The sequence below is a fragment of the Delftia acidovorans SPH-1 genome (assembly GCF_000018665.1).
Lineage (GTDB): Bacteria > Pseudomonadota > Gammaproteobacteria > Burkholderiales > Burkholderiaceae_C > Comamonas > Comamonas acidovorans.
Map to the genome: position 1 here is coordinate 2,279,852 of NC_010002.1, position 19,188 is coordinate 2,299,039.

Consider the following 19,188-nt stretch of genomic DNA (forward strand, 5'->3'; position numbering starts at 1 on the left):
AGGGGATGGATGCGGCGCCCGCAGGCGCCGCGGCCGCTCAGAGCAGGGTGTTGTGGTGCAGTTGCTGCGTCAGCACGCTGGCTGCTGCATCGGCCGTGCTGCTGGCATGGCTGCTGATGGAGGTGGCAATCGGATCCAGCTCGGCGACCGAGGCCGCTGCCGCGTGCGATGTGCCACCCAGCAGGCCACCGAGCAGCCCGCCGCCGGACGATCCCCCCAGCAGCCCGCCCAGCAGGCCGCCGCCGCTGCTGCCGCCACCCAGCAGGCCGCTGACGATGCCGTTGTTGCCGGCCACCGTGTTGACCACGCCGCTGACGATTCCGTTGTCGCCGGCCACGGTGTTGACCACGCCGCTGACGATTCCGTTGCTGCCAGCCACGGTGTTCACCAGCCCGCTGACGACACCGTGATCGCCGGCCACCGTGTTGACCAGTCCGCTGACGACACCGTTGTCGCCCGCCACGGTGTTGACCACGCCGCTGACGATGCCGCTGCCTCCGGCCACGGTATTGACGACACCGCTGACGATTCCGTTGTCGCCTGCCACGGTGTTGACCAGCCCGCTGACGACACCGTTGTCGCCTGCCACGGTATTGACCACGCCGCTGACGATGCCGTGGTCACCAGCCACCGTGTTGACCAGCCCGCTGACGACACCGTTGTCACCCGCCACGGTGTTGACCACGCCGCTGACGATGCCGCTGCCACCGGCCACGGTGTCGAGCACGCCGCTGACGACGCCGTTGTCACCGGCCACGGTGTTGAGCACCCCGCCGACGATGCCGTTGTCGCCCGTCACGGTGTTCAGCAGGCCACCGACCAGGCCCGATCCGCCTGTGACGCCCCCAGTGAGGCCACCCAGCAGGCCGCCGTCACCGCCCAGCAGTCCGCCAACGATGCCGTTGTCGCCGACCACCGTATCGAGCAGGCCGCCGACCAGGCCGGAGCCACCCGTCAGTCCGCCAGTGAGGCCACCCAGCAGGCCGCCGTCGCCACCCAGCAGTCCGCCAACGATGCCGTTGTCGCCGACCACCGTATCGAGCAGGCCGCCGACCAGGCCGGAGCCGCCACCAAGGCCGCCCGTCAGTCCGCCCGTGAGGCCACCCAGCAGGCCGCCGTCACCGCCGACCACACCACCCAGCAGGCCATCGCCGCCCGTCAGGCCGGCCAGCACGCCGTTGACGGTGCCGATCACCGGCTGCAGTGCCTGGCCCGGGACCTGTGTGAGGCCGTTGGCCAGGTCCGTCACTACACCCAGCGGACCACCGTTGACCTGGGTCACGCCTTCCACCAGGCCCGTGACCACAGACAGGGCGCCGGTACCGGGGTCGATCAGCGCATCCAGTACCTGGCCCACAGGCGCTCCGGCCGTGCCGCCGAGCAGGTCGCCAACGGTGTTTTGCACCGTGGTGACAAGGCCGTCGCCGCTGCCTGTGCCGCCGCCCGGAACCAGGCCGCCCAGCAGGCCGCCGACCAGGCCGTCTTCGCCCAACACGCCACCCAGCAGGCCACCGTCGCCGCCCAGCACGCCGCCCAGCAGGCCACCGTCGCCACCCAGCAGACCGCCGACCAGGCCGTCTTCGCCCAACACGCCACCCAGCAGGCCACCGTCGCCGCCCAGCACGCCGCCCAGCAGGCCACCGTCGCCACCCAGCAGACCGCCGACCAGGCCGTCATCGCCAAGCACGCCACCCAGCAGGCCGCTATCGCCGCCAAGCACGCCGCCCAGCAGGCCGCTATCGCCGCCAAGCACGCCGCCCAGCAGGCCACCGTCGCCACCCAGCAGGCCGCCGACCAGGCCGTCATCGCCAAGCACGCCACCCAGCAGGCCGCCATCGCCGCCAAGCACGCCGCCCAGCAGGCCACCATCGCCGCCCAGCAGACCGCCGACGAGGCCGTTGTCGCCAAGCACGCCACCCAGCAGGCCGCCGTCGCCGCCGACCACGCCACCCAGCAGGCCATCGCCGCCCGTCAGGCCGGCCAGCACGCCGTTGACGGTGCCGATCACCGGCTGCAGTGCCTGGCCCGGGACCTGCGTCAGACCGTTGGCCAGGTCCGTCACGACACCCAGCGGACCACCGTTGACCTGGGTCACGCCTTCCACCAGGCCCGTGACCACGGACAGTGCGCCGGTGCCGGGGTCGATCAGCGCATCCAGTACCTGGCCCACAGGGGCGCCGGCCGTGCCGCCGAGCAGGTCGCCAACGGTGTTTTGCACCGTGGTGACAAGGCCGTCGCCGCTGCCTGTGCCGCCGCCCGGAACCAGGCCGCCCAGCAGGCCGCCGACCAGGCCGTCTTCGCCAAGCACGCCACCCAGCAGGCCGCCATCGCCGCCGAGCACGCCGCCCAGAAGGCCACCGTCGCCACCCAGCAGACCGCCGACCAGGCCGTCATCGCCGAGCACGCCGCCCAGCAGGCCACCGTCGCCGCCGATCACACCGCCCAGCAGGCCGCCATCGCCACCCAGCAGACCGCTGACCAGCTCGCCAATGCCGCCTTCACCCAGGCCGCTGCCCAGGCCGGCAATCAGTCCGTTGAGCGTGCCGATCACGGGCTGCAGGGCCTGGCCGTCCACCTGGGTCAGGCCATTGACCAGTTCGGTCAGCACGCCCAGGGGGCCGCCGTCCACGCTGGTCAGGCCTTCCAGCAGGCCGGTGACGACCGAGGCCGTGCCATCGGTGGGATTGGTAAGCGCATCCAGCAGCTGGCCCACAGGGGCTGCCACGGTGCCGCCGAGCAGGCCGTCCACCACGCCCTGGACCGTGGTGACCAGGCCGTCGCCGCTGCCGCCGCCCGTGCCGCCGGGGATCAGGCCGCCCAACAGGCCGTCCACCAGCTCGCCGATGCCGCCCTCGCCCAGGCCGTTGCCCAGGCCGGCAATCAGGCCGTTGAGGGTGCCGATCACCGGCTGCAGGGCCTGGCCGTCCACCTGGGTCAGGCCATTGACCAGTTCGGTCAGCACGCCCAGGGGGCCGCCGTCCACGCTGGTCAGGCCTTCCAGCAGGCCAGTGACGACCGAGGCCGTGCCATCGGTGGGATTGGTAAGCGCATCCAGCAGCTGGCCCACAGGGGCTGCCACGGTGCCGCCGAGCAGGCCGTCCACCACATCCTGCACCGTGGTGACCAGGCCTTCACCCGTGCCACCGCCCGTGCCGCCACCGGGCACCAGGCCGCCCAGCAGGCCTCCGACCAGTCCGCCCAGGCCACCTTCGCCCAGGCCGTTGCCCAGGCCGGCAATCAGCTCGTTGAGGGTGCCGATCACGGGGGCAAGGCCTTCGCCGTCCACCTGGGTCAGGCCGTTGACCAGCTCGGTGAGCACGCCCAGCGGGCCGCCCTCCACATTGGTCAGGTTCTCCAGCGCGCCGGTCACGGTGGACAGCAGTCCGTCCGTGGGATTGGTCAGCGCATCGAGCAACTGGCCCACGGGGGCTGCCACGGTGCCGCCCAGCAGGCCGTCCACGACGTCCTGCACGGAGGTGACCACGCCGCTGTCAGGCGTGCCGGGCGGGTTGCCCGTTCCGCCACCCACCAGGCCGCCCAGCAGTCCGCCCACGCCGGCCAGCAGGCCGCCCAGCGCACCGTTTTCATCGAGCAGGCCGCCCAGCACGTTGTCCACGACGGTGCCGATGGCGCCTCCGGAGCCCGCTTCGTCCAGGCCCTTGAGCAGCTCATTGAGCGTGCTGATCAGGGGCTCCAGGCCCTGGTTCTGGATGTTGACCAGACCATCGACCAGCTCGGTCAGCACGCCCAGCGGGCCGCCGTTGGTATTGGTCAGGCTCTCCAGCAGGCCTGTCACCCCGGACAGCGTGCCGCTGCCGGGATTGACCAGCGTATCGATCAGGTTGCCCACCGGGCCGGCCACCGTGCCGCCCGCCAGTGCACCCACCACGTCCTGCACCGAGGTGATCAGGCCATGGCCGTCCGTGGGATCCGTCGGGTTGGTGGGTTCCGTGGGATGGGTCGGGTTGGTCGGATTGGTGGGGTCCGTGGGGTGGGTCGGATTGGTCGGGTTCGTAGGATCCGTGGGATGGGTCGGATTCGTCGGGTTCGTGGGATTGGTCGGGTTGGTGGGATCCGTGGGGTTGGTCGGGTTGGTCGGGTTCGTAGGATTGGTCGGGTTGGTGGGATCCGTGGGGTTGGTCGGATTGGTGGGGTTAGTAGGGTTGGTCGGGTTCGTGGGATCCGTGGGGTTGGTCGGATTGGTGGGGTTCGTAGGGTTGGTCGGGTTCGTGGGATCCGTGGGGTTGGTCGGATTCGTCGGGTTGGTGGGCTCCGTGGGATTGGTCGGATTCGTCGGGTTTGTCGGGTTCGTGGGGTTGGTCGGATCCGTGGGATTGGTCGGATTGGTCGGGTTCGTTGGGTTTGTTGGATTGGTGGGGTTGGTCGGGTTCGTAGGATCCGTGGGATTGGTCGGATTCGTAGGATTGGTCGGATTTGTCGGGTTCGTGGGATTGGTCGGATTCGTGGGGTCCGTCGGATTGGTCGGATTGGTGGGGTTTGTCGGGTTCGTGGGGTTGGTCGGATTCGTGGGATCCGTCGGGTTGGTGGGGTCGGTCGGGCGCGGGGGCGCCGGATCGTCGTCGCTGCTGTTGGCTGCTGCGATCAGGCCCACGCCGCCCGCGCCGATCAGGCCGGCCAGCAGGAAGTCGCTGAGCACGGAGCCACCGGCTGCGGCCGCAGCGCTTTCCTTGGTGACGATCAGGCCCAGGGCGTCGCCGTCATTGGCGGGTGCCACCTGGACGTTGCCAGAGGCCAGGTCCAGCACCATGGCCCCGGCGCCGTCGCCGTCGCGCTGGGTCAGCGTGGCCTGCGTGCCGCCCTCGAAGGTGCCGACCAGGGTCTGGCCGTCCTTGCCCTGGAACAGCGCCTTGGCGCTGCCGTCGGCGGGCACGATGATCTTGTCGCCCACCTGCAGAGCGCTGCCGGGCTGGGCCATCAGGGTTTCGCCGTTGCGCACGATCTGCACGCCCGGGCTGACCTGGGACATCGTGGCGGGACCGGCGCCCCGGGGCATGAGCACCGCAGCCGCGCCGGGCTGCGTGTTCGATGTGTCCAGCTGTGCAAGCACAACGGCGGAGGGCTGCTGGTCAGCAAGCTGCACGGGGCTGACGGTGGTGTTGCCAGTGGGCTGCATCGATTGGGCGGTCATTTGCTCTCTCCAGACAAGGGTTGAAACGACAAGGTCAGACGGTGGCTTGGAAGCCGTGAAATCTGTCGAGCCCTTTTGTGCAACATGCATGCCATGTGCCGGTGGCAGGTCTGGATGGCCTAGGAATCTTCCTAAGATATTGATTTGTATGGTTTTTGCTATTGATCACAATGTCTCAGCAACGGCCTGTTACGGCACACGTTACGTAACGCCGCCCGGTCCGCTCCGTTACCTCGGAGCTGGCTTTGCGCCGTGTTTCATGGCCCTTGTCTCAAGGACCCATGCAGCGGGGCAAGGTGGCTTTCGCCTATAAAATCGCTGGCTTTTGGCTGCAGGCGCATATCGGCGTGTGCAAGAAGCCCAAAAGCGAACAGGCCCGTCTTCCAACTTTCATTGCGTAGAGAGCGCCCATATGCTGATTTCGTCCAGAGTTCCGTCGCGAGTGCCGGGTCGTACCTATTTGCGGATAGCCCGACCTGTGGCCATTGCCGCCTTCAGCCTGGGGGCCGCTTTGTGCGGGGCGTTTGCCCATGCGTCGCAGGAGGCGGTGGACGAGGTCTCCCGGCTGCTGGAGCAGGGCAAGGCGCCCCAGGCCGCCAAGCAGGCCGAGGCCTACCTCAAGCAGAACCCGGCCGATGTGCAGATGCGCTTTCTGCAGGGCGTGATCGCGGCGGAGCAGCGCCAGAACGCCCAGGCCATCAAGATCTTCACTGCGCTGACCCGTGATTACCCCAGCCTGCCCGAGCCCTACAACAACCTGGCCGTGCTCTACGCAGCCGAGGGCCAGGAGCGCAAGGCCTCGGAAGTGCTGGAGCAGGCCATTCGCACCAACCCCAGCTACGCCACGGCGCATGAGAACCTGGGCGACCTGTATGCGCGCATGGCCAGCGATGCCTATGCCAAGGCCTTGCAACTGGACGGATCGCGCCAGGCCATCCAGCCCAAGCTGGCCCTGATCACGCAGATCTTCCCCAAGCAGGGCGGCGCCCAGGTCAAGACGGCCCAGGCCACGGCAACGGCAACTGCCGCCTCGACCAAGGTGGCCGATGCCAAGGCAGCCCAGGCCCGCGAAGCCGACGCCAAGCTGGCCGAGACCCGCGCCGCCGAAGCCAAGGCCGCAGAGGCCAAGGCTGCCGAATTCAAGGCCGCTGAAGTGAAGGCCGCCGATGCCAAGGCCGCCCAGGCCAAGGCGGCGGAAGCCAAGGCAGCGGAAGCCAAGGCTGCCGAGGCCAAGGCTGCAGAAGCCAAGCTGGCCCAGGCCAAGGCGGCGGAAGCCAAGGCGGCAGAGGCCAAGCTGGCCCAGGAAAAGGCAGCTCAGGCCGCACAGGACAAGGCCCGCGCGGCCGAGGAAGCCAGGCAGGCAGCGGCCAAGGCCGCGGCTCCGGCCACCGCAGCAGCCGCCACCGCAGCCGCCGCCACCGCAGCCGCCGCCACCGCCGTGGCCGCCGCCGAGCCTGCCAAGGCAGCGCCTGCCGTCGATGAGAAGAAGGCCGCACAATCGGCTGCCGCGCAGGAAGTGGAAGCCGCCGTCAAGGCCTGGTCCACCGCATGGGCCGGCCAGGACATGGACCGCTACCTGGACGCCTACAGCGACCACTTCTCCCCGGCCGATGGCAGCAGCCTGGCCAAGTGGAAGGAACAGCGCCGCCAGCGCATCGTTGGCCGCACCGCCATCGTCGTCAATGTGCGCGACCTGAAGGTGACCGTGGATGGCGACAAGGCCACGGCCCAGTTCCGCCAGTACTACGCATCGGGCGCGCTCAAGACCACTACCCGCAAGACCCTGCGCATGCAGCGCGAAAAGGGACAATGGCGCATCACCCATGAAGGAACCGGCTCCTGATGCCTGAAAAAGCGCGTCCCCTGGCACTGCCACCCACCGGCCTGCTGCGCCTGCATGCGCGGGCCGCCGGGGTGGCCGTGCTGCTGGTCGCGCTGTCCGCGGTGTCGTTCAGCCCGGCAGCCCATGCCAAGCAGGCCAAGGCCAAGGCCTCCAAAACGGCAGCTGCCAAGCCTGCCTCCGGCAAGGCGGGCGCCGCCAGGCTGCGCGCGGCATCGGGCAAGCCTGCCCTGGCCGCCGCTGCGGTGGCCACGGCGGGCGGTGCCGCTGCCGTGGCAGCCACCCATGCCAAGGCCGCCGCCCCCGTACAGCAAAGCCAGGCGGAGGCCCGCCTGCTGGCCATCATCCGCCAGGTGGAGCAGCGGGATCTGGACGGCGCGCTGAAAGCCGCCGGCGATCTCACTGCCGAGGTTCCCAATTTCCGCGCAGCCCAGCTGGTGTATGCCGACCTGCTGCGCTTCAAGACCGGCCGTGCCGGCGAGGTGCTGGCGGGCACGCCCGTCGCCGCCTCCTCCGCCCCCGGCCATCCGGGCCAGGGCGTGCTGGTGCGGCACAACCTGTCCGTGGGCAGTGTCGCGCGGCTGGAAGGCCCGGCCAGTCCCACGCAGGCCCAGCTGCAGGATCTGCAAAACGAACTCAAGCGCCGCCTGCAGGCCGACAGCGGCGCGCCGCCCGCGGGCTCCGTTCCGGGCGAGTTCCTGATGCTGGGCGCGTCGGTGCGGCATGCGATTGCCATCGACGCCAGCAAGTCACGGCTGTACCTGTTCGCCCATGAGGCGGGCGGGCTGCGGCTGGTGGGGGATTTCTATGTCTCCGTGGGCAAGCTGGGCACGGACAAATGGCAGGAAGGCGACCAGCGCACGCCGCTGGGCATCTACTTCGTGGGCCGCCACATCCCCGGACCCCGGCTGCCGGAGTTCTATGGCAAGGGCGCGCTCACGGTCAACTTTCCCAACGACTGGGACAAGGCTGTGGGCCGCTCGGGCAGCGGCATCTGGCTGCATGGCTCGCCGCCCGACCAGTTCTCGCGCGCGCCCGAGGCCAGCGATGGCTGCCTGGTGCTGGCCAACCCCGACCTCACCTTGCTCATGCAGACCGTGGACCGGCAGACGCCGGTGCTGATCCGCGAGAAGCTGCAGTGGGTGGCCCCCAAGGCCCAGGCCCAGCAGAAGGCGGCAGATGCCTTTGTGCGTGTCGTCGAGGAATGGAAGAGCGCCTGGGACGGGGCCGACCCGCGCAAGCTGGCCGCGCTCTACGCGCCGGACCTGCTGCAGTCGCCCGCCTCGCGCGCATCGCAGGAACGGCTGGCCGCCTACCTGAACCGCCCCGGCGTGACGCTGCAGGACCTGTCCATCTATTCCTGGAAAGATGCCAAGGGAGAGATCCGCGTGGTCAACCTGCGCGCCAGCAGCAAGGCCTTCGCCGAAGGCCTGCCGCTGCGCCAGTACTGGCGCAAGACGGGCGGGCGCTGGCAGCTCTTTTCCGAAGACGTGATGGGCTGAATCGGGCCGAGTCCGGTTGCTCCCGATAGCGTCCGATAGCGCCAGGCGGGGCCCGGCTCAGATGGTCTCGTTCTTGCGGTTGCTGTCGAACCGCCGCTCCGCATCGAACAGATGCTGTATCAGCACATGCGAGGTCATGTTCACGCCGATCCCGCCAATCATGGCCGGCAGCAGGTACAGCGCCGTGGACAGCTCCGAGACGAAGATGGCGTTGTCCGACAGCGACGGCGTCTGCCGGGCCGCCGATGCCAGGCTCTGCAGCAGGTAGACATCCACCCCCGCCATGGCCACCAGGGCCAGCCCGAACAGCAGCACCGTGGTGCGCGAGATGCTGCGCTTGGCCAGCAGGGCCGCGTAGATGGCGCAGGGAAGAACGACCGAGAAAACCACCAGGCTCCAGAATCTGGCTTCGGTGAAGACGGTGGTGCTGATGCGCAAGGCGTTCATCGGTGCGGTCCTTTGGGCGACCAATATGCCGGGCTTGCGTAAACGCCCGGTGAACGGCAGGCAAACCAGCGGTTCCACATGCAACCAGCCGCGCCGGCCAGCGGCAGCCGACTGCAGCAATCACAAGATCAGGCCTGCCGCACCAGGTAGGCGGGCAGCTGCGTCTCAGGCAGCACGGCCAGCACCTTGAGCTGCAGCTGGGCGCGCTTGCGCGCCTGGGCCAGATAGTCCTGCAGCGCCTGTGCGGCCCGCTCGAACTCCCCCTCCCACAAGGCATCGACGACCTGCCGGCAGTTCTCTGTCAGCGGCGGGTTGGGCGATTGCGGAAACATGCGGCAGAAGGTGCTGTGGATCAGCCAGGGCATCTGGCACTGCTGCAGCATGCCCACCAGCTTGTCGTTGGGATGCCGGGCCAGGAAGTCGCCATGCAGGTGCTGCTCCACGCGCTGTTCCAGGCGCTGCTCCGGGCGCAATGGTTCCTGCGTGTCCGGAACACCTGGCGCTGTCGCGCCTTGCAGGCCTTGGCGCAGGCTGGCGAGCATCTCCCTGTCCAGGCGCGGCCCGCTTTCGCGCAGCGCTGCGGGCGCCAGCAAGGCGAGCAGCTCGAAGTCCTGGTTCACCGCGCGTGCCGTCAGCGCGGCCACACGCCAGGCGGCGTAGGTGCTTTTCTCTACCAGCCCTCTATCTACCAGCCGGCTCAGCACTTCGCGCAGGGCCACGCGGTTGACGTTGAAGTGGTCCATGGCGGCGCTCTCATCGATCTGAAAGCGCCCGAAGATCATGGCGATGGAGATGGACTGCTCCAGCTCGTCGTGGATGCGCTCGCTTTCCGATGGAATGTGGATCGTGGCCTGGCCCGCCTCCAGGCCCAGGGCCTGCGCGTCCAGTGTCAGGCGCTGGGGCTGCACGGCCTGCCCGGGCCGGGCGACCAGGTAGCCGCGTCCGTCGAAGGTGCTCAGCAGCCCTTCGGCATGCAGCAGCTCGAAGGCCTTGCGCACGGGAATGCGGCTGGTGCCGAAGACCTTGGCCACCGGTCCCTCCAGCAGCACCAAGCCGGGCGCCACCCGCTGCTCGACGATGGCCTGGCGCAGGCGCTGGCGTATCAGTTCATAGCGCAGCCGGCGCTCGGAATCGCCAGATTCGCCGGGCTCGCCGGTCTCTTCGTCCCGCGCAGTCTGCGTGGATGCTTGTGTGGCTCTTCTCATTCCTGCTTCATCTGCGTGTGCGTGTGCGTGTGCCGCCGCCAGCGGGGGCCGTCATCGGGCAGGACTATACGGCGCGCGCACGGCGCAGCAGCGTGGCCCACTGGCGCACCAGGTAGTTGTGCTCGTCCATGACGGTGTTCCAGACGGCGATGCGACCCAGACGCTGCTCGTAGGAGCCGCCGTCGCGCACGCTGCCGCGCGGGACCACGAGCTGGCCGTCGGTGCCCTGCAGGTCTTCGGCGGCAGGCAGGCCGGCGTACCAGTAGTCCCATTCGCTGGCGCTCAGGTACTCGCGCGTGCGCAGCGGGTTGGAGATGTAGTAGCCCTGCCGCGCCATCGCGGCACCGGGCCAGCCGGATTGCCACCAGTTCAGGTACCGGTAGGCGGCGTCCAGCGTGTCGCCCCTGGCCTGGCTGGAGATGCCCAGGCCGCCGTACCAGGCGCGGTAGCCTTCGCGCGGACAGGCCAGCCGGTAGTCCAGCCCCGCCGCGCGGTAGTGGCCCATGGCCGGCGACCAGTGGCTCTGGATGGCAACGCCTGCATCGATCATCAGCCGTGCCGCATCGGCGTAGTTGCCCCAGAAGCCCCGGAACTGCTCGGACTCCTGCCGCTGCAGCAGCACGGCCATCATCCGGTCGATTTCCTCCAGCCCCAGGTTGCTGATGTCGCCGAAACGCATGTCGCCGCTGGCCTGCAGGGCAAGGGCCGCGTCCAGCGCGCCGATGGCGGCATCGGCCTGCAGCGCAGCACGCCCTCGGCAGGCGGGGGAGACCAGCCAGGACCAGCTTTCCTCGGCCTGGTCGAACAGCGCGGGCAGGGCGGCGGGCAGGTAGACAAAGCTGTCGACGTTGTGCGTGAGCGGCAGCATGGAGATATGCGCGCTGGGCACATCGCTGACGCTGCCATCGGCCTGCACATACAGGCGCGTGACAGGATTGCAGCCCGCGCCAAAGGCCGCCTGCGGCGTGATGCGGCCGGTGCGGGGCAGGGCGTTGACCTCGTCCCAACAGGTCAGGCGCGCCGTGTCGATGGGCTGCAGGGTGCCGGTGGGCCACAGGAAATCCACGCTGTGGAACCACTGGTCGTACAGGTCGAAGCTGTCCTGGCGCATCACGGCCTGGCGCTGGGCGTCGAAGCCGTCCAGCACCTCGAAATGGATGCGTATGCCCAGGTCCTGCTGCGCACGCTGGCGCAGGGCTTCGGTCAGCGTCACCGAGGTGCCGAGGACACGCAGTTCGGGATCGTTCTTGCGCATGTTGCGGTCCTTGCCGTGGAGGTTCACGCAGTGTGGAGTGAGGGACTTGCCGGGGTCTGGCTGCCATTGTCCTGCGAGTGGAGGCGGTAGAACGATTGGAACGATTGCCAGGAGGCCCTGACATGCTGCTCATCGAGCCCGGCCGTGATGAAGACCAGGCGGGAGCGCCTGTCCTCGCCCGGCCACTCGGGCAAATGCTCGGGGGCGTGCATGAGATGGCCCATGCCGTGCAGCGCCGTGGGCTGCCCCTGCGGCCAGCCATCCGCGGCCACGGCCACCAGTCCCTTCAGGCGCAGCAGCCGGTCGCCATGGCGGTGCAGCAGCATGGTCAGCCACAGGGTGAGAACGCACCAGTCCACCGGGCTGTCAAGTTCCAGGCAGAACGCCTGGGCGCCTGCGTGCAGACCCTGGCCCTGGCGCTGGCCCCTGCGGCCGCGCGGCGTGCCGGCAATGGCGCGTGCCAGCCAATCGGTTTGCAGAGCATGGGATTCCTGCATCTGCCAGGCAGGCGGTACCGCTGCGCCAAGGCCGCAGGTGACGATGCTGGCCAGGGGATTGATCTGCGCCAGTTGCGCACGCTGTGCCTCGGCCTGCTGTGGCGTGGCCAGGTCGGTCTTGCTCAGGTACAGCCGGTCGGCCGCCGCGACCTGGGCCAGCCATTCGGGGCGCCGGGACTGCTGCCACGGGGCATGCAGTGCATCGACCACGGTGGAGATGAAGGCCGGCCTGAAGATCTGGCGCAGCTGCGCATCGCCGATCAGGGTGGCGATCACAGGGCCGGGCGCGGCCAGCCCCGTGGTCTCCATCAGCACCCTTTGAAAAGGCGGCAGCTCGCCGCGCAGGCGGCGCTGGTGCAGGCGCCACAAAGCGTCCTTGAGTTCGCCGCGTATGGCGCAGCAGACGCAGCCGTTGTCCAGCAGCACCGTGTCGGCGTCTATGCGGCCCACCAGCAGATGGTCCAGCCCCACGGCCCCGAATTCGTTGATGAGCACCGCAGTCTCGCCCGCGGGCGAGTCCTGCAGCCATTGCCTGAGCAGCGTGGTCTTGCCGCTGCCCAGAAAGCCTGTGAGCACGCCCACGGGCAGCCGCTCGCCGTGGTGGTCCGTCAGGCCGCTCATGGCGCCTGCTCCCTGTGTTCCTGCGCTGGTGCACGCCCTTGTGACTGCACTTGTGCCTGCTCTTGTGCCTGCGCCGGCTGCCACGGCATGGCCAGCGGATCCAGGGCACGGCCCAGCATCTGCTCGGCGGCGGGCCACAGCGCGCCGAAATCGGCAATCAGCACGCTGGCCCCCGTGGGGCCGGCCAGTACATAGGACTGGCCATGGAAATCGCTGAGCCGCAGCCGCCACAGCGCCAGCAGCCGGTTGGCGCGCGCAATCTGAATCAGCCGCTGGCGGCGCCCGGCCGATCCGGCTGGCGCCTGGCTCCAGTGGCCGGAGCCCTGCAGCAAACCGCACATTCCACACATGACAGAAACCCTTTCGGTTGCGAATGGAGCCGCCTGCGAAACTGGCGCAGCCAAAGAGCAGAGACACCGAGGAAGGGCCTATGCCGGCCGCGCCGCCCCGCACCGAGGGTGTCGCCGGCTGCCCGTACGCCCCCCTCCGAAGAGAGGGGGAAGGCGCGAAGCGACTCAGGGGGTGCTTCTTTTCACGGCATGACATCGCCGGAATTGGGCCCCAGCGTCTGTCCCACATACAGATTGCCACCGGGATCGGAGGCCAGCAGCACCGCCGTGGGCGCCACTTCGTCGGCGCGGCCGAAGCGGCCCAGCGGCAGGCTGGCCTCCTTGGCGCGCTTCCAGTCCGCGCTGATGCCATCGACCAGCGGCGTGGCGATGGGGCCGGGGGCAATGGCGTTGACCAGGACGTTGTCGGGTGCCACTTCCAGCGCCAGCGACTTGGTGAAGCCGATCACGCCGGCCTTGGCCGCCGCATAGTGGCTCAGCTCCACACCGCCCTTGATGCCCAGCTGCGATGCGATGTTGATGATGCGGCCCCAGCGCTGCGCCTGCATGTGCGGCACCGCGCGCCGCGCGCACAGGAAGACGCTGCGCAGGTCCACGCGCAGCATCTCGTCCCACATCGCGGTGGACATGTCGGCGCAGCGCGACTGGGTGAGCATGCCGGCGTTGTTCACCAGGATGTCGATGCCGCCGAAGGCCTGCACGCAGCGGTCGACGATGCGGTGGGCCGTGGACTCGTCGCCCACGTCGCCGATCACGGTTTCGGCCTGCGCGCCCAGCGCGCGGCAGCGCCGGGCCACGCTGTCGGCGCGGGCGGCATCGATGTCGGCCAGCAACAGCTGCGCGCCGGCCTGCGCATAGGCCAGGGCGATGGCCTCGCCGATGCCGCTGCCGGCGCCTGTCACGACGGCGCGGCGGCCGTCCAGGGGCTTGGAGGTGTTCATGTCGGATGTCCTCAACTGGGCCAGCGCACGGTCAGGCCGCCGTCGGCAATGATGGATTGGCCGGTGATGTAGGAGGCCTCCTCGCTGGTCAGGAAGCGGATCAGGGCGGCGATTTCGCGGGCCTGCCCCACGCGTCCCAGCGGGATGCCCCTGGCCGCCTGCGCCAGCCCCTCCGGCCCCAGCGAGTTGACCGGGTCCAGCGATTGCGGCGTCTCGATCAGGCCCGGAATCACGGCATTGCAGCGTATGCCGCGCGGTGCCAGCTCCATGGCCACGGCGCGGCACAGCCCGGGCACGCCTGCCTTGGCGGCTGCATAGTGGGCATGCTGCTCCCAGCCGTAGACGCCACCTGCAATGGAGGAGACGGCCACCATGGCCCCGCCTGCAGCCATGTGGCGCGCACTGGCCCGGAAGGTGCGCATCACGCCGCCCAGGTCGATGTTGATGACCTCCAGCCACTGCGCATCGCTCATCTCGGTCAGGGCCGCCTGGCGCAGCAAACCCGCATTGGCGACGGCGAAGTCCAGCCGGCCGAAGCGGTCCACGGCGACCCGGGCCAGGTGCTCGACCTGTTCGGCATCGCCCACATCGACCGCCTCCATGACGCACCGCCCGCCCGCGCGTTCGACGAGTTCCAGGGTCTGGCCGGGATCGTGAGGATCCCGGGGGTAGTAGCTGCCGGCCACGGCAATGCCTGCCTGCGCATAGGCCACGGCCAGCGCCTGGCCGATGCCGCTGGCGGCGCCCGTGACGAGGGCCACCTTGTTGCTGGGGGTGTCCGGGGTCATGGCGGCCTCACTTCACGGTCTCGGGATCGACATGGGGCGCCAGAAACATCAGCAGGCCCGAGGCCGCGCAGGGAATGGCGCCCCAGTACAGTGCCGCCTGCACCCAGTCCGCCCCCTGCGACAGCGTCCAGGTCACGCCGAAGCCTGCCGCGATTGCGCCCACCTGGCCCATGGCGTTGACGAAGGAGCTGGCCGTGGCACGGATGTGGCTGGGAAAGCTCTCGCCAATCAGGAACAGGGCGGCTGCATAGGGGCCGATCAGGAAGAACAGCCCCAGCGAGTACAGCGGCACGATGCGCCAGAAGTCGCCCGAGGGCGCGTTCAGCATGAGCGCGAAGGCCAGGCCACCCAGCATCCAGCCGATGGCCACGGCGTTGCGCCGGCCTATGCGGTCACCGAGCCAGCCGTGGAAGACATAGCCCAGAAAGCCCGCGAGATTGGAGATGATGAGCACCTGCAGCGCGCTGGAGAAATCCACGCCCTTGCCCGGCGTGCCGCCCGCGCCGCCCAGCACCGAGGTGCCCAGCACCGCGAAGATCACGATGGCGAACCAGTTCAGGAAAAAGCCCAGGGCCAGCGACAGCGTGGGCCGCAGCGAAGCACCGCGGAACATGGCCGACAGGCCGGTGTGCTGCTCCTGCTGTGGGCTGGCGCCATGCTCCTGCGCCAGGCGCATGGCCTCTGCCTCGCGCCCGGCGCGGCGCAGATCGGCCACGCGCCGCGCGGTCAGGAACTGGGGCGTTTCCACCAGCCGTCGGCCCAGCACGGCGATCACCAGGGCCGGGAACATGGCGAACACGAAGGACAGCGCCCAGCCGCCGCCCTGGCCGAACCAGCGCTCGCCCAGCGGATACAGCAGGGCCACCAGCACGGCCGTGAGCACGGCGCCCACGGGCCAGCCGCCCTGCACCAGCGAGTAGATGAAGCCGCGCCGCCGCAGCGAGGCCGGGTCGGTATAGACCAGGGAGAACAGCTCGCTCAGGTAGGTGGCGTTGATGCTTTGCTCGGCATAGCCCAGGCCCGCCAGCGAGCGCACCACGATCAGCAGCACGAAGCCCAGGCCCGCCGACAGCCCGATCACCCAGCCGGCCAGCGCCGTCAGTCCCGAGCACAGCGCGGCGCCTGCCACGGCGATGATGATGCCCTTGCGCCGCCCCAGCCGGTCCGCAATGGGGCCGATGGCAAAGGCCACGATCACCGTGCCCAGCGTCACCCAGGTGTTCAGCCGCGCCTGCTGCTCGGCGCTCCACTGGAAGTGCTCGCCCAGTTGCGGCAGCAGGGTGCCGAAGAGGATGAAGTCGTAGACGGCAAAGACCCAGGCGAAAAAGCAGACCCAGGTGGCGTAGCTGACCTGCCTGCGCGTCACGGTGGGCGCGGTCCAGGGGGCGTCGATGCCGGCCGGGGCCGGATGGCCGGCGCCTGGGGCGTCGGATGCAATGGCGGAGGTATTCATGGTGTCCTCGCTGAGGTGGGATGCGGCATCAACGCGGCTGGCGGTGCAGGAAGTCGTCGGCGATCTGGTCGCACGTCATGAAGCGCACGCCCTCATGCGACTGGAAATGCTCGATCAGGCGCTCCAGCATCAGCAGCACCTGGGGGCGGCCGGAGACATCGGGGTGGATGGTGATGGGGAAGACCGCGTAGTCGTGCTCGCGGTAGACCCAGTCGAACTGGTCGCGCCACATCTGCTCTATGTCGCGCGGATTGACGAAGCCGTGGCTGTTGGGCGACTTCTTGATGAACATCATGGGCGGCAGGTCGTCCAGATACCAGTTGGCGGGGATCTCGACCAGCCGTGTCTCCTTGCCGCGCACAAGGGGCTTCATCCAGGTGTCCGGATGCTTGCTGTAGTCGATGCGGGTCCACTGGTCGCCCACGCGCACGTAGTACGGGTGGAAGTCGTTGTGCATCAGGCTGTGGTCGTACTTGATGCCTTTCTTGAGCAGCAGCTCGTTGGTGACCGGGCTGAATTCCCACCACGGAGCGACGTAGCCCGTGGGCGCGCGGCCTGCCAGCCGCGTGATGACTTCGATGCTGCGGTCCAGCACGGCCTCTTCCTGCTCGGGCGTCATGGCAATCGGGTTCTCATGGCTGTAGCCGTGGATGCCGATTTCGTGGCCCGCGTCCACCACTGCCTTCATCTGCTCGGGAAAGGTCTCGGCAGAGTGGCCCGGAATGAACCAGGTGGTCTTCAGGCCGTATTTGTGGAACAGCTTGAGCAGTCGCAGCGAGCCGACCTCGCCCGCGAACATGCCGCGCGAGATGTCGTCGGGCGAGTCCTCCCCGCCATACGAACCGAGCCAGCCGCCGACGGCATCGACGTCCACGCCAAACGTGATCTGGATTTCCTTGCTCATGTCATGCACTCCTATCAATGGGAACGGTGGAGGGGGAAAGAACCTGTTCGACGCTCAGCGCAATGCGCAGCAGCCGGTCGTCATCGCCCCGGGAGCGCATGAGCTGCAGGCCCGTGGGCAGAAACGCAGGCCTGCCGTCCAGGCCGGGAATGCGCTGCACGCCGCTGGGCAGGGCCACGGCCGGCGTGTCCAGGTAGCTGCCGGGCATGGTCAGCCGCAGCGTGGCGAGGTTGGTTTCGGCAAACAGCCTGTCGTCGTCCAGCAGCGGCAGCAGCAGGGGGGCGGTGTGGCCCGTGGTGGGCAGCACCAGGGTGGCATCGCCCAGCTCCTGCGCGAACAAGGCCATCAGTGGTGCGCGCTGGGCGATCAATGTCCGGTAGCTGTCAGGACTCAGATGCCTGGCCGCCTCCAGGCGCTGGCGCACGCGCGGGTCCATGCGTGCGGCCTGATCGGCATCGTCCAGGCGTGCGCGGTGGGTGGCAAAGGCTTCATGGGCGCCCAGCCAGCCATGGCGCCGGGTCAGCGTCCGTACGGCGCGCAGGCTGCGCAGCGTGCGGCGCTCCACGCGGGCACCCCGGGTCTCCAGCAAGGCCAGGGAGGACAGGAGGTTGTTGCGCACGGGAGCTTGCACGCGGTCGTCATCCAGAAGGCTGAGGTCCGTGCAGAACACCTGATTGCGCAGGTCCGCGGCGGGGGATGCGTTGGCATGGCCGTCGTCGGTCAGCCCGCGCAGCACGCGGTCCAGCGCCATGCAGTCGGCCACGCTCAGGGCCAGCGGCCCCAGGGTGTCCAGGGACGGCGCCAGCGCAAACACGCCCTGCAGGCAATAGCGCCCCCTGCTGGCGCGATAGCCCACCAGCCCGTTGAAGGCGGCGGGAATGCGCACGGACCCCGCCGTGTCCGTGCCCATGGCCAGCGGCCCGCACCCCAGGGCCACGGCCAGCGCAGCGCCGCTGGACGAGCCCCCGGGCGCCCGGTCGTGGCCTCCCTCATGTGCAAACACCGGCGTGCCGAAGCAGGGATTGAGCCCCAGGCCCGAGTAGGCGAACTCACTGAGATTGGTCTTGCCTAGGCAGACCATGCCGGCCGCTGCGGCAAGCGCAACCACGGCGGCGTCGGCCCGGGCTGGCGCGGCCGACTGCAGCAGGGCCGAGGCCGCCGTGGTCGGCGTGCCGCGCACGTCGAACAAGTCCTTCCAGCTGATGGGGATGCCGTCCAGCGGCCCCAGCGGCCGGCCCGCGCGCCAGCGCTCGGTGGACTGCCGGGCCTCCTCGAGCGCGCGGTCCGCCGTGATGCGCGTGAACACGGACTGGCTTGCGCAGGCAACCCGCAGGCAGTGCTCGGTGGCTTGCATGGGCGTCAGCGTGCCGGCTGCATAGGCCGCATGCAGTTCGGAGGCCGAGGAAGGCGCCGTCTGGCAGCCATTGGTTTTCATTGAATTTGAATGTTGATGTCAAAGTTCATTTTTTGATTCTAGTGAGCGCCTGCATCCAGCGTCCGGGTGGTTACCCGGGGGATGTGGCGCTGTTGATGGGTGGAGAAAGCTGCGTGCGCTGTCTGTGGGCGCCTGCCATGCCTTGAAGCCCTGGTGGACGGTGCCATTGCCCGAGCAAGGCAATGCGGCATTGGCTGCGTAACCGTGACTCAGCCAGCACCGCCGAAAATCACGGCGCATTGACCTGAAAGCACACGCCCATGCCCAAGAAGCCCAAGAAGTCCCACAGCGAATACTTGCTCGAACAGCATCCCGAGCTGCACGCGCTTTTTCCGTACTACGAATCCCTGGGTATGGCCGAGCCCGTGCTATGGGCTCTGAGCGAAAGCCGCGGAGAGCCCACCGTGGCAATGGCGGCACTGGTTCACGGGTTGTGCAGCGAGGTATCGGCCGCCGGAGACAGCCGCTGGCTGGAGCAGTTGCACCAAGGAGATCTGAACGTCAACGAAGGCCCGTTGCTCAGCGATGCGCAGCAGGCGCTGGGCCGCCTGCGCGCGTTGGGCATTACCGACGACTTGCTGATGCCCCTGGTGCGCGCGGCACAGGCGCATGCTGTCAATGACATCGCAGCCATGATCGACATGGGGCCGCAGATCTCCTGTCTGCCTTTGCCGCAAGGCAGGCAAGCGCACTGGCAGTTGTTCGATGTGGACGTCGAAGACGGCGAAACCCCGGGCAAGGGTTTGAGCGGCTTTGCCATCGATGTGCGGCACGTGCTGGTTCGCTAGTGCCCGGCCCAGC

The 19,188-nt window shown here is 68.9% G+C and carries 14 protein-coding genes; 3 read left to right on the forward strand and 11 right to left on the reverse strand.

Annotated elements, in window-relative coordinates:
- Positions 1 to 37: 37 nt before the first annotated feature.
- On the reverse strand, positions 38 to 5,149 hold the full coding sequence (locus tag DACI_RS10420) for a beta strand repeat-containing protein (protein ID WP_012204005.1): 5,112 nt from the start codon (positions 5,147 to 5,149) through the stop codon (positions 38 to 40).
- A 478-nt stretch (positions 5,150 to 5,627) separates the two neighbouring features.
- On the opposite strand from DACI_RS10420, the gene DACI_RS10425 reads away from it, so the two are divergent.
- Together DACI_RS10425 and DACI_RS10430 are read left to right on the forward strand one after the other, a co-directional pair.
- Positions 5,628 to 6,992 carry a L,D-transpeptidase Cds6 family protein gene (locus DACI_RS10425; RefSeq protein WP_225971071.1) on the forward strand — a complete coding sequence of 455 codons (1,365 nt, stop codon included), beginning with the start codon at positions 5,628 to 5,630 and terminating at the stop codon, positions 6,990 to 6,992.
- On the forward strand, positions 6,992 to 8,491 hold the full coding sequence (locus DACI_RS10430) for a L,D-transpeptidase family protein (RefSeq protein ID WP_012204007.1): 1,500 nt from the start codon (positions 6,992 to 6,994) through the stop codon (positions 8,489 to 8,491). The genes DACI_RS10425 and DACI_RS10430 overlap by 1 nt, the downstream gene beginning before the upstream one ends.
- A gap of 57 nt (positions 8,492 to 8,548) precedes the next feature.
- On the opposite strand, the gene DACI_RS10435 is transcribed toward DACI_RS10430, so the two are convergent.
- The 10 genes from DACI_RS10435 to DACI_RS10480 form a co-directional block, all read right to left on the reverse strand.
- Complete coding sequence (locus tag DACI_RS10435; RefSeq protein ID WP_012204008.1) at positions 8,549 to 8,938, reverse strand: hypothetical protein; 390 nt, start codon at positions 8,936 to 8,938, stop codon at positions 8,549 to 8,551.
- Between the two features lie 128 nt (positions 8,939 to 9,066).
- Entirely contained in the window at positions 9,067 to 10,143 is a 1,077-nt protein-coding gene (locus DACI_RS10440) for a GntR family transcriptional regulator (protein ID WP_012204009.1), read from the reverse strand.
- Positions 10,144 to 10,207: 64 nt separating this feature from the next.
- Positions 10,208 to 11,398 (reverse strand): ABC transporter substrate-binding protein, encoded by a 1,191-nt coding sequence (locus DACI_RS10445; RefSeq protein WP_012204010.1) that lies wholly within the window; start codon positions 11,396 to 11,398, stop codon positions 10,208 to 10,210.
- 23 nt (positions 11,399 to 11,421) lie between these two features.
- Positions 11,422 to 12,516: a CobW family GTP-binding protein gene (locus DACI_RS10450; RefSeq protein ID WP_012204011.1), complete on the reverse strand. Its 1,095-nt coding sequence runs from the start codon at positions 12,514 to 12,516 to the stop codon at positions 11,422 to 11,424.
- Positions 12,513 to 12,857 (reverse strand): hypothetical protein, encoded by a 345-nt coding sequence (locus DACI_RS10455; RefSeq protein ID WP_225971097.1) that lies wholly within the window; start codon positions 12,855 to 12,857, stop codon positions 12,513 to 12,515. The genes DACI_RS10450 and DACI_RS10455 overlap by 4 nt, the downstream gene beginning before the upstream one ends.
- 191 nt (positions 12,858 to 13,048) lie before the next feature.
- Positions 13,049 to 13,807 (reverse strand): SDR family NAD(P)-dependent oxidoreductase, encoded by a 759-nt coding sequence (locus DACI_RS10460; RefSeq protein WP_012204012.1) that lies wholly within the window; start codon positions 13,805 to 13,807, stop codon positions 13,049 to 13,051.
- Positions 13,808 to 13,818: 11 nt separating this feature from the next.
- Positions 13,819 to 14,595 carry an SDR family NAD(P)-dependent oxidoreductase gene (locus DACI_RS10465; RefSeq protein ID WP_012204013.1) on the reverse strand — a complete coding sequence of 259 codons (777 nt, stop codon included), beginning with the start codon at positions 14,593 to 14,595 and terminating at the stop codon, positions 13,819 to 13,821.
- 7 nt (positions 14,596 to 14,602) lie between these two features.
- Positions 14,603 to 16,048 (reverse strand): MFS transporter, encoded by a 1,446-nt coding sequence (locus DACI_RS10470; RefSeq protein ID WP_012204014.1) that lies wholly within the window; start codon positions 16,046 to 16,048, stop codon positions 14,603 to 14,605.
- 28 nt (positions 16,049 to 16,076) lie between these two features.
- Positions 16,077 to 16,952, reverse strand: coding sequence for a polysaccharide deacetylase family protein (locus DACI_RS10475; protein WP_012204015.1), 876 nt, complete (start codon positions 16,950 to 16,952; stop codon positions 16,077 to 16,079).
- 1 nt (position 16,953) lies between these two features.
- A complete protein-coding gene (locus tag DACI_RS10480; RefSeq protein WP_012204016.1) occupies positions 16,954 to 18,387 on the reverse strand; it encodes an amidase in 1,434 nt (477 codons plus the stop codon).
- 260 nt (positions 18,388 to 18,647) lie between these two features.
- Between DACI_RS10480 and DACI_RS10485 the strand changes: the two genes are divergently transcribed.
- Entirely contained in the window at positions 18,648 to 19,175 is a 528-nt protein-coding gene (locus DACI_RS10485; RefSeq protein WP_012204017.1) for a hypothetical protein, read from the forward strand.
- Positions 19,176 to 19,188: the final 13 nt, after the last annotated feature.